The sequence below is a fragment of the Actinopolymorpha alba DSM 45243 genome (genome assembly GCF_000373925.1).
GTDB lineage: Bacteria > Actinomycetota > Actinomycetes > Propionibacteriales > Actinopolymorphaceae > Actinopolymorpha > Actinopolymorpha alba.
The window spans coordinates 143,779-161,543 of sequence record NZ_KB892812.1; the positions used below are offsets into that span (position 1 = coordinate 143,779).

The window sequence follows — 17,765 nt, forward strand, 5'->3', positions numbered from 1 at the left end:
CGCGACCTCACTTCGCGCCGGGGAGGGATGAATGTGATGGTCAGGCGTAGGTGGTCGGTAGGTATAGCCGCTTCGGTCGCAGCGCTCTCAATGATGTTTGTGGGCGCTGACTCGGCGCTGGCGGCCTACAGCACCGAGCGGTCGGTGTCGTCAGCAGACTGGAACGCGAGCTGGCCGACCGTCGGCGTGGACCGAGAGGGTGACGCGCTGATGGTGTGGTGTGAGGTCAGCACGTCCTATCCGTACACGACCCGTCTCCGAGCAAGAACCATGTCTCGGTCCGGCGAGTTGGGCTCTGTGATACAGCTTTCGCCGAGCGGTCAGCCGCCAAGTAGCCCGCAGGTCGCGCTTGACGACGACGGGGACGCTGTTGTGGTGTGGCATGGCTCCACGGCCGACACGGATCGCATCTATGCGCGGCGGGTATCTCGCACTGGCGTGGTCGGTCCGGTTCAAGCCATCTCGGCGAGTACCTCCGAGGCCCTCTTCGCGAACGTTGCGATCGACCCGGATGGCGACGCTGTGGTCACGTGGAGCGAACGGCCTGCCCCAGACGGCTTGAGGCATCCGATGGTTCGCCGCATTGCCCGCGACAACAGGCTTGGACCGATCGTCCAGCTGTCAGCTCGCCCTCGGCAGCCGGTGGAGACCCCGAGCGTGGCCGTCGACAGGCAAGGAGACGCCCTCATCGCCTGGGCCGAGCAGGACGCGGTTTACTCCCGGGTGATGAACGCTGCGGGAACGCTTAGTCCGGTGAGGACCGTCTCGCCAAGGATCAGCCCCCTCGATGGGCACTCTGGAGCCGCCGTGGCCGTGGATCGCTATGGAAATGGTGTTGTCGTATGGCGACGGTGGGACGATGCGGCACTCACCCAGGCGGCCTGGTCGCGCCAAGTGAAGCCTACGGGGGAGCTTGGCACGTTGCGTCGGCTCTCATCATTGACCTATGGGGTAAGCAACCTCAAGGTCGCCAGTGACTTGGAAGGCGACATCGTGGTGGCCTGGGACCGAGGGGATCTAGGCAGCATCTACGCTCGGCGGATTTCGCGTACCGACACACTCGGACCGACCGTCACAATCGGAACCGGTCGTCTCACCGATATCGAACTTGATGATGACGGTGACGGCGTGGCGGTCTGGGAAGGGCCGCCAGATGTCTACGCCTCCTACGGCACCATTCGTTCCACCAGAATCGGGCGAAGTGGAACGTTCGGCAGCGCCACCGTCATTAGCCGAGTCGGCGAGTTTCCTCAGGTGGATGTCAGCGCCTCCGGCCGGGCCGTCGTCGCGTGGGTGCGACCCTTCACCAGCATTCGCCGGATCCAGGTCTCGACAGGTCCGTGAGCCGCGCGCTGGAGCGCTTCGCTGCCGCACGGCAGGCGGCGGTACCGTGATCGGAGTCAGAGTGCGGAGATGGTCGCGGGGGCGCGTTCGGCTCTCGACAGTGCGCGGATCACGGCCGTCGCACCGTGTCGGCTTACCGCCAGGTCGGTGAGGAGGCTGACCACTCGGGAGACCGCCGACTCAGGCAGGGATGGAGTCAGAACCCCCACGCTCACGGCGAGATCGTCGGAATGAACGACGAGTTCCATCAGCCGGGTTGTCAGGAAGTCGTCGAACGTAAGATCCCAGCCCGACCACCTCGGGCGCACGATGAGATCCTCGGACGCGTCGGCGATGCGTGCCCGCGCCTGGGTCAGGGAGTCCTCAGCCCGCTTGACCAGCGCTGCGGCGCCCTCTGTCGCGATTTCCTCGCCTCCCCGGCGGACCATAACGTTCACCTCATGGGACAGGTCCTGCCCGACCCAGGACGACCGGGCATAGTTTTCTGGGAGCGAGATCGCTGGCCCCGCGGATGGCGCCGCTTGTGGGACGACGAAGATCTGGTTGGCGAGATGGGCGGCGAGGCCTCCAACCTGGAAGTCCTCGAGCGCGCTCGGCTCGTCCCACTTCGCCGCGACAGCGGGGTCCTTCAGCAACGCCAACGCCGAACCAGCGACCGTCAGGTAGTCGTCGCGTACTCCCATCGGGGCCTCCCTCCACACGTCACCAACCGGCCGGTGACCAGCTACCCGCATCATGCCACCGCCAGAATTTCTGCCCGAAGTCGCGTAATGAACTCCCGACTGCCCGCGATGACGTACGGGGTCGCGGGCGGTTTCCTGGCGACCTCTTTCCGTGATCACGACCGTGATCACGACCGTGATCGTGAAGGGTTTCGGGAGATATAGCCCTTTCTGGCTTCATGATCACGGGACGCTGGCCTTGTAGTAACCCCGCGGACGGTAGAGACGGAGGCCGGCCAGAGTCGCAGGACACCCTTGTTTCGTTGAGTTTTCGGGGCCGGGTCTTGTCGGTGGTCGCCGCTAGTGTTTGGGCATGGATTCGACCTCGGCGAACGCGGGCCGGCACCCGTTCTCGGTGCTGGTCGAGCGGATACGTGTCCGCCTCGCCGAGGAGTCAGGTGCGCCGTTGTGGTCGACTCCCGGTGACGAGATCATCGACCTTCTGGTCGGCCTGGAAGCTCTCAAGGCCCAGCTCGATGCGGTCCAGCTTCAGGTGATCCGCGAGGCCCATCGGCAGGACCTCGGCCGCACGGCTGGTGCGACCAGTACCGCTGCCTTGTTGTCGTCGCTGCTGCGGATGCGTCCCGAACACGCCCGATCTGCGGTCGGGTTGGCGAACGACCTGGACACGGCTTTGCCGCTTGTGCAGTTGGCGTTGAACGCGGGTGAGATCAGCGTCGACCATGCGAGGGTGATCGCGAAGGCGATCCGTGATCTGCCGAAGGAAGCCGGGCAGGAGACCCGGGCCGAGGCCGAGCAGGTGCTGGTCGAGCATGCCCGCGTGTTCGACCCCAAAGACCTTGCTGGTCTGGGTCGGGCGGTGTTGAACGCCGTGGACCCCGATCTGGCCGACAAGGTGCTCGCCAAGAATCTCGCCGAGGAAGAAGCGAAAGCCGCCCGGGCGCGAGAACTCACCCTGCATGATGACCCGAACGGCTCGGGCACCCATATTCGCGGGAAGCTTGATCCCACGACGGCGGACCTGTTCCGCACGCTGTTGGAGCCGCTGTCCAAACCGCTACCGACGACAGCGGAGGGCTTGGACCCGCGCACTCCGGCCCAGCGTAGGGGCGACGGGTTCGCCGAACTCCTCCGCCGCTACGGCGACTCCGGCGCCTCACCCACCCAAGGTGGAGAGAAACCGCACATCGTTGTCACCATCACCGACGAAGACCTGGTCAACGGCACCGGGTTGGGACGGCTGCTGCGTACCGGCACCTACGTCTCCGCGCGCACCGTCCAAGAGTGGGCCTGCGACGCCAAGGTCAGCTGGTTCGGCATCCGCGACGGCGAAGTAGCCCTCTCCGAGGGGACCCGGTTCTTCACTGGCAGACTCCGCAAACTCCTCGAGCTACGAGACCGAGGCTGCGCGTTCCCCGGCTGCGATCGGCCGCCGGCGTGGTGCCACGGCCACCACATCAGGTCGTGGCTCAACGGCGGGCCGACGATCCTCGCCAACGGGGCACTGCTTTGCGGTCACCACCACCGCCTCATCCACGAAGGCGCCTGGCAAGTCCGCATGGCACCGGACGGGGTGCCCGAATTCATTCCCCCCGAATGGGTCGACCAGCAACGCAACCCCGTCCGCAACAACCGACTCCGAACCTGACGGGGCAGGAGCAGCAGAGCGTCACCCGGTGCACGGCAGAACCACCCCGCCAACCGATGGGGGTGTCGCGTACCCCGTCAACCCGACCTTGCCTCCCAATTCGGGGATTCAACGCATACCCGGGTCGACCGTACGCAGCCAACGAGTTGGCTCTCCATGCCGATTCGCACGGCCCGGCGAGTCCAGGCAGCGGAGCGCGACCTCGGTGAAGGACATCTCCTCCGGTCGGCGCGGAGGCAGGCGGTCTGGCACCGGTCCAGGCGGGCGTACGAAGGCGCAACTGTACGCCGACGCCAGGCGGCAGGGCATCAGCGGCCGTTCGAAGATGAGCAAGGCCGAACTCGAGAGGGCCGTTAGCCGCTGATCGCGTGGCAACGCCCGAGCGATCCTGATCACGTTGCGGGGTGCGCCGTTGACCGCACGCCGCTGGTCGAGATGCCGGCCCCTGGACGTATCCCGACTCTCGCTACTACTACGACTGTGAGCGGCCGGCGACGACGCGTGGGACACCCGTGGTGTCGTCGACGTCAGCAACCAGCTCGTCGTACGCCAGGGATCCGGAACACCGTAAGGCCGCGGGCGGGCTGGGTCGGACTCGATCAGCAGATCTTCGCCAACCAACTCGTCCGGTCCGCATGAGCACGAAGGTGGAGCAGGGGTGCCCAGGTCTGGAGGTCGTCGGCATCGACGCCCCGGCCATTCACCTCACTGTCAAGCTGGGCTTTACGCAACCAGAGCCGCAGCGCCCACAGGTCTCTGAGGACCGCGTAGCCCCGTAACCTGGCGTGGGCCCCAGGTTTGGTGAGCAGCTCGCCAACACGATCCCGCAGGTACGGAGAGGCGTCCCATCCGGGCTGCCAGGACAGGGTACGGAAGAGGTTTTCGAGTTCAAGGTCGGCGGGGGCGACACAGGCGAACTCGAAGTCGATAGGTACAGCCTGCGTCGCCGTCCAAACTGTGTTGTTGGGCCCCGCGTCAGTATGGGTCAGGACGACCGGAACCCTGCTCAGCTCGCCAAACATCTGGTCGAGAATGTCGCGCAGGCGCCTACGCAGAGCCGGGTCGACAACCTGTTGCTCGGTGAGGGAGTCCAGCAGGTTCCGCGCGTTCTTCTTCTCAAGTGCGTAGAACGGAGTCGACGTGCAGCCGATGCGGCGTGCGGCGTCGACATCGGTGCGGTGGGCCGCGTGGAGTCTCGACCACAGATCATGAACTGCGTCGATGCGCGCCGAGGAATCGAGATCTCGCCAGGCCCGTTCGAGGTTGATCCCCGGTAGCCGCTCGGTGACCATCCACTCCACGCCACCATCTGTTCCGCACCCGAGAACGGCCGGGTAGCCGACCTCAAGCGGCAGGATCGCCGCGAGTGCCGCCTCGCGTTCCAATGATCCGTCGGGGCTGCGGCTGACGCGGAGTACGACCTGATCGGCAAGCCAGACCTCGTTGGAGGCACCGTTCTCTGGCCGCTCGGCACACTCGATATCGGCCCCGAACCGGGACAGCAAGCGGCGCGCGTCCTCATACAAGGAGCTGGGCTCGGGTCCCACGTCGTTCCTCAGCGTCGTCATTCTCGCCGACGATACGCGCAGTGCGCATGCCGTTATCGGCGTGGCCGGAGCCGGCAGCGCGATGGTTGCCGCTGCCCTTCCTCTATACGCTGAAGCGAAGTCAACCCGAATTGAGCTATTCCACTCCGTGTGCTCCGATGCGCTGGACGGAAGACTGGACCGCCGTCGATCGTGACGACGGGTTGCCGGTCGTCAGGCGTCCCTTCGTTCTGGCCTCGGCGCGCGGCGTCCGCTTCATGCTCAGAGATGTAGTGCGATCGCGTTATCCAAGAGATGCATGCCGGCGGCAGGGTTCTTGGAAGGAGCTCGCGATGACACCAAGCGAAGGATGGCGGGCGCCGGAGACCGCGCGGATAGCTCGGCGCCAGGTCTTGTACGGCTCCGCCCTCGCGGCGATGACCTTGACGGTGGCGGCGTGTACCTCTGGCGAGAATGGCCAGCAAGCCAAACAGAGCCCCAGCGGTCCGGGCGACACGAAGGCGGAGACCAAAGGGTCGGCGAAGAAGCCCCTCGAGCCGCCACAGGGTTTCGCTGAGGCGCCGGCGCTCGCCGAGCAGGTGAAGGCGGGAAAGCTCCCTCCGGTTAAGGAACGCCTGCCCGCGCGGCCGTACGTCATACCCCACCACTGGTGTGAGATCGGCAACTACGGCGGCACTCTGCTCGGACTGGTCAGCGCGTCCGACAGCCCGATCATCAACGAGTACATGTACGGCCGCTCACTGCTTCGCTGGCTCAACGACGGCCTCGACATCGGGCCCGGAGTGGTGGAGTCCTGGGAGTCCAACGCCGACGCTTCAGAGTGGACGTTGCACCTTCGCCAGGGCCTGAAGTGGTCCGACGGCCAACCCGTCACGAGCGCGGATGCGTTGTACTGGTGGGAGGATCTGGTCATCGACGACGTGCACCCGGCCCTCCCGCCGGACTCGGCCCGGTCCGGATCCGGAACGCCGATGAAGCTGGCGGCGGTTGACGACACGACGTTGGTCCTCAAGTTCGACAGCGCTACGCCGTTGACGCCCGCGCTCCTGGCGAACGGGGTCGACACGAGCGGCTGGTTCCTCCCGAAGCACTACCTGCAGCAGTGGCATCCGAAGTACAACAAGAAGGTCACCAAGAAGAACTGGTACGAGGATCACGACCTGCACACCAACTGGGTGATGGACCCGAGATGCCCGACGCTGGCTGGTTGGATGACGACCTCGTTCCAAGAGGGCCGCAGGATCGTCCTCGAGCGCAACCCCTACTACTGGTGCGTCGACAAGAAAGGCAACCAACTCCCGTACGTCGACAAGCTGGTGTTCAGCGTCGTACAAGAGTCTGAGGTGATGAAGCTCCAGATCCAGGAAGGCAAGATCGACTACGTTCATGGTGCCTTCATCCCGATTGGCTTGGGCGACATCTCCGGCATGAAGCAGTCCCAGAGTCGGCACGGGATGGAGCTGCTGCTCTGGGACAGCGGCTCCGGCACCGGCTCGGTGTTCTTCTTCAACTACGACTACCCCGAGGCGAAGCTGCGGGAGCTGATCCGTAATCCGAAGTTTCGGCAGGCGCTGTCTCATGGATTCAACCGCTCAGAGGCCCAGAAGGCCATCTACTTCAATACGGGCGAGAAGACCACGGGCACGTACAGCCCGAAAGCGGTCGAATATCAAGCGGATTCGCAGGGCAAGCAGATCTACAAGCAGTGGCGGGACGCCTACGTCGCCTACGATCCAGAGAAGGCGAAGCGAATGCTCGACGAGATCGGCGTCAGCGTTGGGGATGATGGCAAACGTACGTTGCCCGGTGGTGGCGAGCTGGTCATCAGGATCGACGTTCCCGCCAATCTGAGCAACGAGCACGAGGCAAAAAACAACCTCCTGAAGCGCGACTGGGAAGCCCTCGGCCTCACGGTGAAGATCAACCCGATCGCGCCGGAAGGCTTCGGTGACAGGTGGCAGAACGGCCAGCTGATGGCCCAGAGTTCGTGGGAGGTCGGTGACGGCCCCGACCACATCACCGGACCATGGTGGTTCGTGCCGATCGAGCCCGGGCGCTGGGCACCCCTGCACGGACGGATGTGGACTCTGCGTGGAACGTCAGAGGAGAAGAAGGAACTCGACGTCGACCCGTGGAAGCGCACCCCACCCCGGATCAACGCCGAGCCCGGGAGCCCCATCGCACGCCTCTGGGACCTCTACGCGCAGGCGAAGTCAGAGGTCGACGGCTTGAAGCGACGCAGGATCGTCTTGGAAATGATCAAAATTCACATCGAGGACGGGCCGTTCTTCATGGGAACGGTGGCCAACTATCCGCAGGTAACCATGCACAAGAAGGATCTGCGGAACGTGCCGACCCGTGCACAGCTGGCCCTCGGTGGCATGGTCAACACCTGGGCGCATCCGACACCCGCCGTCTACGATCCGGAGGCGTACTTCTGGACCAACCCGAGCGCCCACGCCTGACACCGGTCACACCCACCCCAGCGCTCACCTCGGCTCCCAGCCGCTCCACCCGGTTAGGACGTGAGCTCAGCTTTCCGGGAGGCGATGGTCTCGAGCATTGCCCAGTCCTCATTGGTCGGCCGCCGGTCTGACGGGTGATCGGGATTGGTGTCGAGAACGACGTACTCAGCACCGAGGTCGGCGAGTTCTTCCAGATCTCCCAGCACCTGCGCGACGCTTCCTTCGCCGACTCGGCGTTCGTCGGTGTCGAGGGACGTCGAGGACAGGTGCAGGCGGATCCGTGGACTGAGCGTGGGTTCGGGACGTCCCGCTGCCTCGGCGATGGCGCGCAACGTCGGCAAGCCCTTGTTTCGTAGCCAGTCGAGCGGCGCGTTGACAGGATGCCACGCATCGCCGAAGGCGACGGCTCTTCTGAGTGCGGCCGGGCTGGCGCCTCCGATCCAGATCGGCGGATGCGGCGTTTGGGCCGGTCGAGGAGCTGTGTGGACGTCACGGAACGACACGAACTCCCCTTCGTGGGAGGCGATGTCGTTCGTCCACAACGTGGTGATCGCGGCCAGGAACTCGTCGGTGACGGCACCTCGCCGCTTGAACGGAACGTGGAGCGAGGCGAACTCCTGCTCAGACCAGCCAACGCCGACACCGAGGATGAACCGCCCGGCGCTGAACTGGTCGATGTTCGCCGCGATCCGCGCTGTCAAGAGTGGGTTGCGGTACGGCAGGATCGCTACCGTGGTGCCAAGCTTGATGTGCTCGGTGATCCCCGCCAACCACGCGAGTGTGGTGAAGGGTTCGTAGAACGGCGGCGGATAGATGGCGGCCACATCAGGCGTGACCGCCACATGATCGGACATCATCGCCAGGTCGAACCCGGCGTCAGCGGCGAAGCGCACCCAGCCAGCAAGGGAATCCGGGTCGGTGCCCGGCCCGAAGTTGGGGATGTTGAGTCCGAGTTTCATGCGGGCTAACCAATCGTTTCGACGAAGCGGGTGAAGGGTTCGTCGGCGCCGGGCGTGGCGATGTGCTGGATGGAGTCGCCGGCGAGGCCACGCAGCACGGCCTGCATCTCCACGAGGTCGGGCCGCGGCGTGCCGCCGAGGTCGGGCACGAACTCCTTGGGTGCGGCGTAGATGATGCGGGTGATCCCCGCGACCGCGCACACCGTGTGGCACATGGCGCACGGTTCGCAACTGGAGACGACGATCGCCCCCGAGAGATCCAGCGTGTTGAGCTCCCGGCACGCCGCCCTGACGGCTTCGATCTCGGCATGAGCGGTCGGGTCGCTCACCTGCTCGGCGGTGTTGACGCCGGTGGCGATCACCTGCCCGTCGCGGACGACGAGGGCCCCGAACGGCGGGTGACCGGCCGCGGCATTGTCCAGAGCCAGCCGGATAGCCTCCCGGAGAAGCTCGCCGTCGCTCGGCTGGTTCTGGTCGTTCGTGTTCGTCATGACGGTGACGGTAAACCGTCACATTAGCGTCAGGGTCAAGTACGAAATCCTGGACGGTTCAGGACGGCGTACTCAGCTGGGTGGGTGTGCCCGACTGCTCGTCGTCAGAGAAGGTGCGCCATAGTTCGGCATAGCGCCCACCGGCCAGGACCAGTTGGTCGTGCGTACCCGACTCGGCGATCTCGCCGTCGTGGATCAGCACGATCCGGTCAGCCGCCCGCGCGGTGGTGAGCCGGTGCGCGATGACCAGGGTGGTACGCCGCTCGGCGAGCCGGCTGGTGGCGGCCGCTACCGCCGCCTCGGTTGCGAGATCGAGGGAGGCGGTGGCCTCGTCCAGAAGCAGGATGTCGGGATTGATCAGTTCGGCGCGGGCGAGGGCGAGGAGCTGTCGCTGGCCGGCAGACAGGCTGTGGCCGCGTTCGCCGACCGGGTGCAGGTAGCCGTGCTTGAGACTCGCGATCATCTGGTGTGCGCCGACGGTGCGGGCGGCGCGTTCGACGTCTGCCTCGCTGGCATTGGGTCGGCCGTATGCGATCACATCGCGCACCGACCCGTTGAAGAGGTACGCCTCCTGCGGCACGACGCCGAGCCGCTGGCGGTACGCCCGGGAGTCGAACACGCGCAGGTCCTGCCCGTCGGCACGCACCACACCCGAGGTCGGGTCGTAGAACCGCGCGGCCAGCTTGACCAGGGTCGACTTCCCGGCGCCGGTCTCGCCGACGATCGCGACCGTCTCGCGGGGTTCGATCCGTAGGTTGATCCCCTTCAGTGCTTCCTCGCCGGAGCTGCCGGGCGTTCCGGCGTCCTTTCGAACAGCGGCGGCATAGCCGAACCGCACCTGGTCGAACTCGATCAGGCCGGTCAGTCTGCCGGCGATGACTGGTTCGGCGGGCGATTCCGTAGAACTCGGCGTACGCAGGAGATCCTGGATCCGGCGCAAGCCCACCTTGGCACGCTGATAGGCGTCCACCACCTGCGAGAACATCTGGATCGGCGAGAACAGCATGGTGAGGTACAACGTGAACGCGATGATGCCGCCGGCCGTGAGTTCGCGGCCGGCGACCAGCCCGGCACCGACTCCGAGCACGATCGTCATCGCCACCTGGTGGGTGAGTTCGGTGAACGAGACGAACAACGCCAGTTTGCGAAGGGCGCGCATGCGAAGCGAGCGATAAGTCGCCGCGAGATCGTGGAAGATCTCGACGTTCCGGCGCTGACGACCGTAGGCCTGGGCGACGCGGATCCCTGCGATGTTCTCCTGAAAGTTCGCGTTGACAGCACTCAGCTGGTCCCGGGTCGCTTCGTACGCCCGGGTGGAGGTGCGCCGGTAGACCATGATGGCGACGGCGAACGCCGGCAGCAGGCTGAGGGTTGCCAAGGTGAGCTTGACGTTGATGAGGAGAAGCGCGAGGACCACGCCGAGGAAGGTCAGAGCTGCCACCACGAGTTCCCCGACCCAGCGTTGAACGAATTCCCGGACGGAGTCGATATCGGTGGTCAACCTGGTCATCACGTGGCCGGCACGCTCGCGTTCGTAGTAGTCCAGCCCGAGCCGTTGCAGGTGGGCGAACATCTTGACCCGCAACCAGTAATGGAGACGTTCGCCGTTGCGCGTGACGACCCGGATGTTCAGGCTGGTCACCACCCAGCCCAACACCACAACGGCAAGCGCCAGGCCACACATCGCGAAGAGGACGCCAGGGGCGTTGCGAGTGACGCCCTGGTCGATCCCTGAACGGGTCAACCAGGGGATGGCCAGCTGCGCCACCGCCTCGACGGTGACCAACGCCGTGCTGACGAGAATGCCCGTTCGGAAAGGCGGCCACAGGCGCCGGAGCCCAAACGCCGGCTCGGGTTGCCGGGCGGCTTCGACGTCGAGATCAGGGGAGTCAATAGCCGGCGAAAGGGCCGCAACCTTCGCCTGCTGGTCCGGCGGTAGTCCTTCCCCGCCGAGCGCGCCGCTGGCTACAGGGTCGTCCTCGGGCGGGTTGGACCACAGGCTCGGCGTGAACCCGGTCGTGCTCGTGTCCGGTTCCGCCTGGGCGAGGTCGTCGGCGACGTCATCGCTGTCGATGCCGTCGGTCTCGGCGTCGTGCCCGGTAAGCAGTAGGCGATACCGCGGGCATCGCGCGAGCAGTTCCTCATGCGTACCCACATCGGCCACACGTCCGTGATGCAGGACGGCGATCCGATCTGCGAGCTGGAGGGTGCTGCGGCGATGGGCGATAAGGATCGTCGTACGACCGCGCATCACCTTGTGCAGCGTGGTATGGATCTCCGCCTCGACTCCCGCGTCCACGGCTGAGGTGGCATCGTCGAGCACGAGGACGTACGGATGGGCGAGGATCGCCCGGGCCAGCGCGATCCGCTGCCGCTGGCCGCCAGACAGAGTGAGTCCGCGTTCACCCACGACCGTGTCGTAGCCGTTGGACAGGGTACGGATGAACGCGTCCGCCTCCGCGGCCCGCGCCGCCGTTACGACATCCTCGTCGGTGGCATCGGGTCGGCCGAACGCGATGTTGGCGCGAATCGTGTCAGAGAACAGAAAGCTGTCCTCGAACACCATGCCCATCCGCTGCCGTAAAGATGCCATTGACAGCTCGCGCAGGTCCTGACTGCCGAGGTGGATCGACCCCTGCCAGGGGTCGTAGAACCTCGCGAGCAGCAGCGCCACTGTTGACTTTCCCGAACCCGTTCCACCCACCAGGGCGAGCGTCTCGCCTGGCTCCAACCGTAGGCTCACATCCCGCAACACCGGATTGACAGGCTCGTAACCGAAGGTCACGTTCCGCAGCTCGATCGGCACCGCACCGGTGGGTGCCTCGCGGGCATCGCTGGCGTCGCGGAGCGTGGGCTCGGCGTCGATGATCTCGAAGATCCGGACCGCGGCGGCCTTGGTGGCCTGTGCCTGCGTGAGCTGGTTGGCGAACAGCATCATCGGGCCGATCATCGAGCCGAGATAGGTCGCGAACGCCAGGAACGTGCCCAGCGTGATCGATCCGTTCAACGTCAGATAGCCGCCGAACGCCAGGATGCCAACCTGGCCGACTGCCGGGATGTTGCGGAACAGCGGTAGGTAGCGCACCGTCAGCCGAGCCACGCGCATCGAGGAGCCGAACAGCACGGCGGCGGCGCGCTCCAGCTTCAGTTGCTCGCGGTGCTCCTGGCCGAATCCTTTCACCACGCGGACGCCGGTCACGGCAGCCTCAATTACGGCGGCCACCTCGCCCTGGCGCTGCGACGCATCCCAGGTCGCGGGAAAGAATGACCTCGAACTCCGCCTCGCGACGACGAACAACAGCGACGTCACCGCCAGCGCCACCATCGTCAACGTGGGCGACAGCACGGCCATGATCAGCAGCGAGACGGCGAACTGCAGCAGGTTCGCGGCAAGGAGCGGGGCGACCACGATCAGCCGCTCCACCATCGACACGTCAGAGGTCGCCCGGCTCACCAGCTGTCCGGTGCGCAGCCGGTCCTGCTGGGCGCCGTCCAGGAACTGCAGGGACTCGAACAGATTGGTACGCAAGGTGTACTCGACGTCGAAGCCCACCCGGCCGGAGTACCACCGATCGGCGAGGGAGAACGCGAGGGTCCCCACGCCGGCGAGAACGAGAAGGAACAGCCAGGGCGCGAGCGACTGGCGCCCGGCCAGGATGACCTCGTCGACGATCTGCCGGACCAGCAGCGGGGTCAGAGCGGCGATTCCGGCCGCCCCCAGGGAAGCCGAGATTGCCAGCAGGACGGAACGGCGGGACCGCCAGCAGTAGGCGAGCAACCGCCGGATCCACCCCGAGTTTCGGCCAGCATCCGAAGTGACACCACGTCCGTGATCAGGAGACACCCATGCTCCTCTTATTGTGTGGGACTTCCTGGGCGGGTGTCCTATCCTGCACCAGATGTCCGATCCAGATCTCGCCGTTTACGACGATGTGCCGTGGCCGGCAATCAACCACCACGGGGCCCGCACGCGGCTGGAAGCGCTCGGTTGGACGAAGTGTGGCGAGGGTGACTGGGCCATCGCGCTCCGATCGCCCGGTGGCAGGCTGGCCGCGCGGGTCAGTGCGTTCGAGCCGTCATATCCGTGGTTTGTCGAGCTGTGCCGACGTGCCAACGGCAATGCGTACTTCCCGCGGATCGATTTCGTCTCCGAACTCGAAGGCGGTGGCCACCTGGCCGTCCTCGAATTCCTGACGCAGGTCAGCGCCGACGAGGAAGCCGCTTTCCTCGAACGCTGGAAGGACAAGGCCGATCCCGACCCGGACTTCCGGGCCGCTCGCGCTGCGGTGCGTGCGCTCGACGAGGAGTGCCGCGAGAACGTGCGTTTCTGGATGGGCATCGACCTTGAAGATCACGTGATGCGGGCCGCGGACGGCCACCTCAAGCTGATCGATCTGGTCGGTGTGGCAGGTGGCCTGATTCAGGAGCAGATTCACGCCGACCTAGCGGAGTTCTTCCGCGTTATTCCAAGGGACCGCTGCAGGTACTTCCTGGAGATCCCGCATTTCTCTCGCGACTACGCGGCCGACGACCGCCGTCGAATCGAGGCCGCCTTCGCGGCGTACGACCAGAGGTAACCAGCCCGGGCAGTCGCCTGCGCAGGCGGATTGGCCGCGCGCGGCAAACGAGTAGTGAAGTCTGTTCGCCCCAAGACCAGCTGCACTACTGTCACTTCGGCGGTGCCGGCGGATCGCTGTGCTGTCCTTCTGCTGGTAAGCCGTGGACGCGGGTGGTTCGTACGGGGAGGGGTTGCGTTGAGGCGTCGGCTGCGACGATGGCGAGCTCTCTGCGTTCTTCTGTGGCGGGCCGGTAGATGGCGGGCGGTCGTCGTCGGCATTCTCGCCATCACTCAGGGTCTGCTCCCCACCGCCCTGATTCTCGCGACCGGCGCGTTGGTGGCCGCGGTGCCCGACGCGGTACGCCAGGGCTTCGACTCACCAGAAGGCGATCGTGCATTAGTCGCGCTCGGCCTCCTTGGTGCGGCGTTCGTGGGGGGCGCGGTCCTTCAGACCGCAACCTCCCACTGGGTCAGGGTGCTCGACAACGCGTACGCACAGGCTGTCCACGACACGGTGGCGAAGGCCGCCCTCGGACCTCCTGGTATCGCACGTCTGGAGGACCCTGACGTCGCGAACGAGCTCGCGGCGCTCGAGGAAGTCGAACGTACCGACAACTTCCTCAGCACCGTTTCCAACCTTCGCTCGGTGGTGCAGGAGCGCGCGACGGGCATCGGTGCGTTCATCATCCTGCTGTCGTTCGCCTGGTGGGCGCCGTTCGTGCTGCTCGCTGGTTGGCGGGTGGTGGTCATCATGATAGGCCGGCTGGTCGAGCACGGCATCGAACTCGGCTTCAGCGCTGGCGCGGCGAGTGAGATGCGACGCTCCCGCTATCTGCGCGGACTCGCCGTTGAGGCGCCGGCCGCCAAGGAGATCCGCGTGTTCGGGCTGGCCTCCTGGGTCACTGTGCGGTACGCCGAGAACTGGCTGGCGTCGATGCGCCGGATCTGGCGGAATCGTTTCACCGAAGGGATACGCACCGTCGGTGCAGTGGCGGCCGTTGGCGTGGCACACACGGTGGTGCTGGCGGTGCTCGGATGGGAGGCGAGCAAGGGCACGATCTCGGTGGCCCAGGTGGTGGTCTTCGTTCAGGCGATCCTCGCGACCGAGTCGCTGGGGTGGGTGGGCGACCCGCAGTGGGCGACCAGCCGTGCGTTGGTGGTGGCCGGACAGGTGCTCGATCTCGAACGCCGGCTGGCGGGTGATCGCTCGCTGGTCAAGACGCCCGCGACAGCAGCCGAAACCGCCACGGGCCCGGTCGGCGTACGTCTGGAAAACGTCTGGTTCACCTACCGCGGACGGCATGAGCCAACGCTGCGCGGTCTGGACCTCACGATCCCGCCCGGCCAGTCGCTCGCCATCGTGGGCGAGAACGGCGCCGGTAAGACGACGCTGATCAAGCTGTTGTGCGGGTTGTACGAGCCCGGCGATGGAACGATCCGGGTGGCCGGCCAGACACCGCAGTATGCCCGCGATCGGATCGGCGTGATCTTCCAGGAATTCCTACGCTACGAGCTTCCGCTGCGTGCCAACGTTGGCTTCGGCAACCTCGCCTTGACGAACGACGACGACGCGCTTCGGCAGGCACTGACAGACGCGGGCGGCGCTGACCTACTGGAGAGCATGCCGGCTGGCTGGGACACCGTCCTTGCCCGTGGTTACGAAGGCAGCCGAGACCTGTCGGGTGGCCAGTGGCAGAAAGTCGCGCTCGCTCGCGCCCTGACCGCGATTCGCGGTGGGGCCGGCCTGCTGATCCTCGACGAGCCGACCGCCAATCTCGACGTACGTGCCGAGACCGAGTTGTTCGACCGCTTCCTCGAACTCACCAGCCAGACCACGACCATCCTCGTGTCGCACCGGCTGGCCAGCGTCCGGCACGCGGATCGGATCGTGGTGATCGCGGACGGCCGGATGGTCGAGGACGGTACGCACGACGAGCTTCGCGCGCTCGGCGGTCGCTACGACCGGATGTTCACCTTGCAGGCGCAGCGGTTCGCGGCGGAGTCGGCCACGACCGGGACGGGAGACGGGGATGCGTGAACAATGGCGCGGACTGCGGATCCTGGTCGCGACCGCGGTACGAACCGACCCGTGGCGTTCGCTCGGACTCGTGCTCGAACCCATCGGCCGGCTCAGCTGGCCCCTGAACGGTCTGTGGCTGGCGTTTGTCACTGACGGCGTACTCCAGCAACGCACCGGGCTGATCACGGCAGGGGTGATCGGCCTACTCGCCGGGGTGCTGGCGACCTGGGGCATTGGTCTCAGCGGAAACATGATACGGATCACCTTGTCGGAGAAGGTGGGTTTCGCGTTCGACCAGGAGATCACCAGGCTGACGGCCGCACTGCCGGGTCTGGACCACCACGAGCGTGCGGACTACCAGGATCGGCTCGAACTGCTTCGGCAGGGCCAGGGTGCGCTCGGCGGCGCGATGAACAGCCTGATCAACTCCGTCACCAACGTGGTCGGCGGACTCGGTGTGATTGTCATGCTGGTGGTCGTCCATCCGCTACTGCTGGTCCTGGTGCTCTTCGCATTGACCGCGATTCCGGTGGCCGGCTGGGAGCAGAAGTGGAACAAGCTCGCCGAGGAGGAGTCAGCCACGCCGAGCCGGCAGGCCCGTCACCTTCGCCGATTGGCGTACGACCGTGGTGCTGGCATGGAGATCCGGGTCTTCGCGTTGCAGGATGAGCTGCGGGCGCGGGCCGCAGATACCTGGCAGGCTGCCCGACGTCCGGGCATGCGCGCCGGACTGCGGATCGACCTCGCACATGGCGTTCAGGAGCTCATCTACGCGGCGGCGTACGTCGGTGCCATCGGCTTCGTCCTTTGGCAGGCGAGCCGCGGCCGGTCGACTCCGGGGGACGTGGTGCTCGCCGTCTTCACCTGCCAACGCGTCCAGCAGGTGGTATGGGCGATTCACGGTGTGGCGCGCCTCGGTGAGTCCTTGCGAGCGGCTGGGCGGCTGCTCTGGCTGCGCGACTATTCGACCTCGACCGCTGCGCGCCGATCTGGTGACCGGTCAGCGCCGGAGCGGCTGGGCGAGGGGATCGTGTTCGAGAACGTCTCGTTCCGCTATCCGGGTACGCAACGATGGGTGCTCCGCAACCTCTCCTTGCGGGTGCCCGCGGGTGCGGTGCTCGCGCTGGTTGGTGAGAACGGCGCCGGCAAAACCACTTTGGTGAAACTGCTGACCCGGATGTACGAACCAACTGAGGGGCGCATCCTCGTCGACGGTGTCGACCTCGCCGAGATCGACGTCGAAGCGTGGCGGCAACGGCTGTCGGCGGCCTTCCAGGACTTCGCCAAACTCGAACTCTCCGCCCAGTACACAGTCGGCGTCGGTGACCTACCGCGGCTGGACGACGAGCCCGCCGTGGTGGGTGCGCTGGACCGGGCCGGCGCGGGCGACGTCGTACCCAAGCTTCCGCATGGCATCGACACCCAGCTGGGCTCGAGTTGGGAGGACGGCGTTGACCTGTCCACCGGGCAGTGGCAGAAACTCGCGCTGGGACGCGCGTTGATGCGGGACAACCCGTTGATGGTCTTCTTCGACGAACCCACCGCCTCGCTGGACGCACCCACCGAGCACGCGTTGTTCGAGCGGTACGCCGAGGCGGCGCGGACCGGCTCGTCGCAGGGGATGGTCACCGTATTGGTGTCGCACCGGTTCTCCACGGTCCGCGCGGCGGATCTCATCCTGGTCATCGACGACGGGCGGGTTGTCGAGGTTGGCGGTCACGAGGACCTCATGGAGCGGAACGGCCTGTACGCCGAGCTCTACACCCTCCAGGCAAGGTCGTACGTCTGACGCCCTGTCCGACTCTTCCGTTGCCGCATTCCCGGCCCCGCGCTCCAGGTCCCGTGATCATGTTCGTGATCGTGAAGGGTTTCGGGACGTATGGCCCTTTCTGGCTTCATGATCACGGAATGCGGACCTAGTGGTGGGCGGTGAGGCCCTACCGGATGCTGGAGGCCCTTGTTTTGTTGGGGTTTCGGGGCCGGGTCTTGTCGGTGGTCGCCGCTAGTGTTCGGGTATGGATTCGACCTCGGCGGATGCGGGCCGGCACCC

General features: G+C 66.0%; 11 protein-coding genes. 6 read left to right on the forward strand and 5 right to left on the reverse strand.

Annotation, left to right across the window (positions count from 1 at the left end):
- Nucleotides 1-93: 93 nt before the first annotated feature.
- Nucleotides 94-1,344: an NHL repeat-containing protein gene (locus B141_RS0135475; RefSeq protein ID WP_084678727.1), complete on the forward strand. Its 1,251-nt coding sequence runs from the start codon at nt 94-96 to the stop codon at nt 1,342-1,344.
- 56 nt (nt 1,345-1,400) lie between these two features.
- On the opposite strand, the gene B141_RS0135480 is transcribed toward B141_RS0135475, so the two are convergent.
- A complete protein-coding gene (locus B141_RS0135480; protein WP_020579928.1) occupies nt 1,401-2,027 on the reverse strand; it encodes a maleylpyruvate isomerase N-terminal domain-containing protein in 627 nt (208 codons plus the stop codon).
- Between the two features lie 352 nt (nt 2,028-2,379).
- Between B141_RS0135480 and B141_RS44555 the strand changes: the two genes are divergently transcribed.
- Entirely contained in the window at nt 2,380-3,675 is a 1,296-nt protein-coding gene (locus B141_RS44555; protein ID WP_020579929.1) for an HNH endonuclease signature motif containing protein, read from the forward strand.
- 599 nt (nt 3,676-4,274) lie between these two features.
- Here the strand turns inward: B141_RS44555 and B141_RS0135490 are convergent.
- Nucleotides 4,275-5,243, reverse strand: a complete 969-nt coding sequence (locus B141_RS0135490) for a phosphotransferase family protein (RefSeq protein WP_020579930.1) — start codon at nt 5,241-5,243, stop codon at nt 4,275-4,277.
- A gap of 311 nt (nt 5,244-5,554) precedes the next feature.
- On the opposite strand from B141_RS0135490, the gene B141_RS0135495 reads away from it, so the two are divergent.
- Nucleotides 5,555-7,687 (forward strand): ABC transporter substrate-binding protein, encoded by a 2,133-nt coding sequence (locus B141_RS0135495; protein ID WP_020579931.1) that lies wholly within the window; start codon nt 5,555-5,557, stop codon nt 7,685-7,687.
- Between the two features lie 53 nt (nt 7,688-7,740).
- On the opposite strand, the gene B141_RS0135500 is transcribed toward B141_RS0135495, so the two are convergent.
- From B141_RS0135500 to B141_RS0135510, 3 genes are read right to left on the reverse strand one after another with little or no spacing between them, the layout of a single operon-like run.
- The gene (locus tag B141_RS0135500; protein WP_020579932.1) at nt 7,741-8,646 is read right to left on the reverse strand and encodes a TIGR03619 family F420-dependent LLM class oxidoreductase; all 906 of its coding nucleotides are present in this window, start codon (nt 8,644-8,646) and stop codon (nt 7,741-7,743) included.
- 5 nt (nt 8,647-8,651) lie between these two features.
- Complete coding sequence (locus tag B141_RS44560; protein WP_020579933.1) at nt 8,652-9,137, reverse strand: nucleoside deaminase; 486 nt, start codon at nt 9,135-9,137, stop codon at nt 8,652-8,654.
- 58 nt (nt 9,138-9,195) lie between these two features.
- Nucleotides 9,196-12,981, reverse strand: a complete 3,786-nt coding sequence (locus B141_RS0135510; protein ID WP_157181540.1) for an ABC transporter ATP-binding protein — start codon at nt 12,979-12,981, stop codon at nt 9,196-9,198.
- A 55-nt stretch (nt 12,982-13,036) separates the two neighbouring features.
- On the opposite strand from B141_RS0135510, the gene B141_RS0135515 reads away from it, so the two are divergent.
- From B141_RS0135515 to B141_RS0135525, 3 genes are all read left to right on the forward strand, one after another.
- Entirely contained in the window at nt 13,037-13,714 is a 678-nt protein-coding gene (locus B141_RS0135515) for a hypothetical protein (protein ID WP_157181541.1), read from the forward strand.
- 177 nt (nt 13,715-13,891) lie between these two features.
- Nucleotides 13,892-15,733, forward strand: coding sequence for an ABC transporter ATP-binding protein (locus tag B141_RS44565; RefSeq protein WP_020579936.1), 1,842 nt, complete (start codon nt 13,892-13,894; stop codon nt 15,731-15,733).
- Entirely contained in the window at nt 15,726-17,504 is a 1,779-nt protein-coding gene (locus B141_RS0135525) for an ABC transporter ATP-binding protein (RefSeq protein WP_020579937.1), read from the forward strand. Before B141_RS44565 ends, B141_RS0135525 begins: the two co-directional genes overlap by 8 nt.
- Nucleotides 17,505-17,765: the final 261 nt, after the last annotated feature.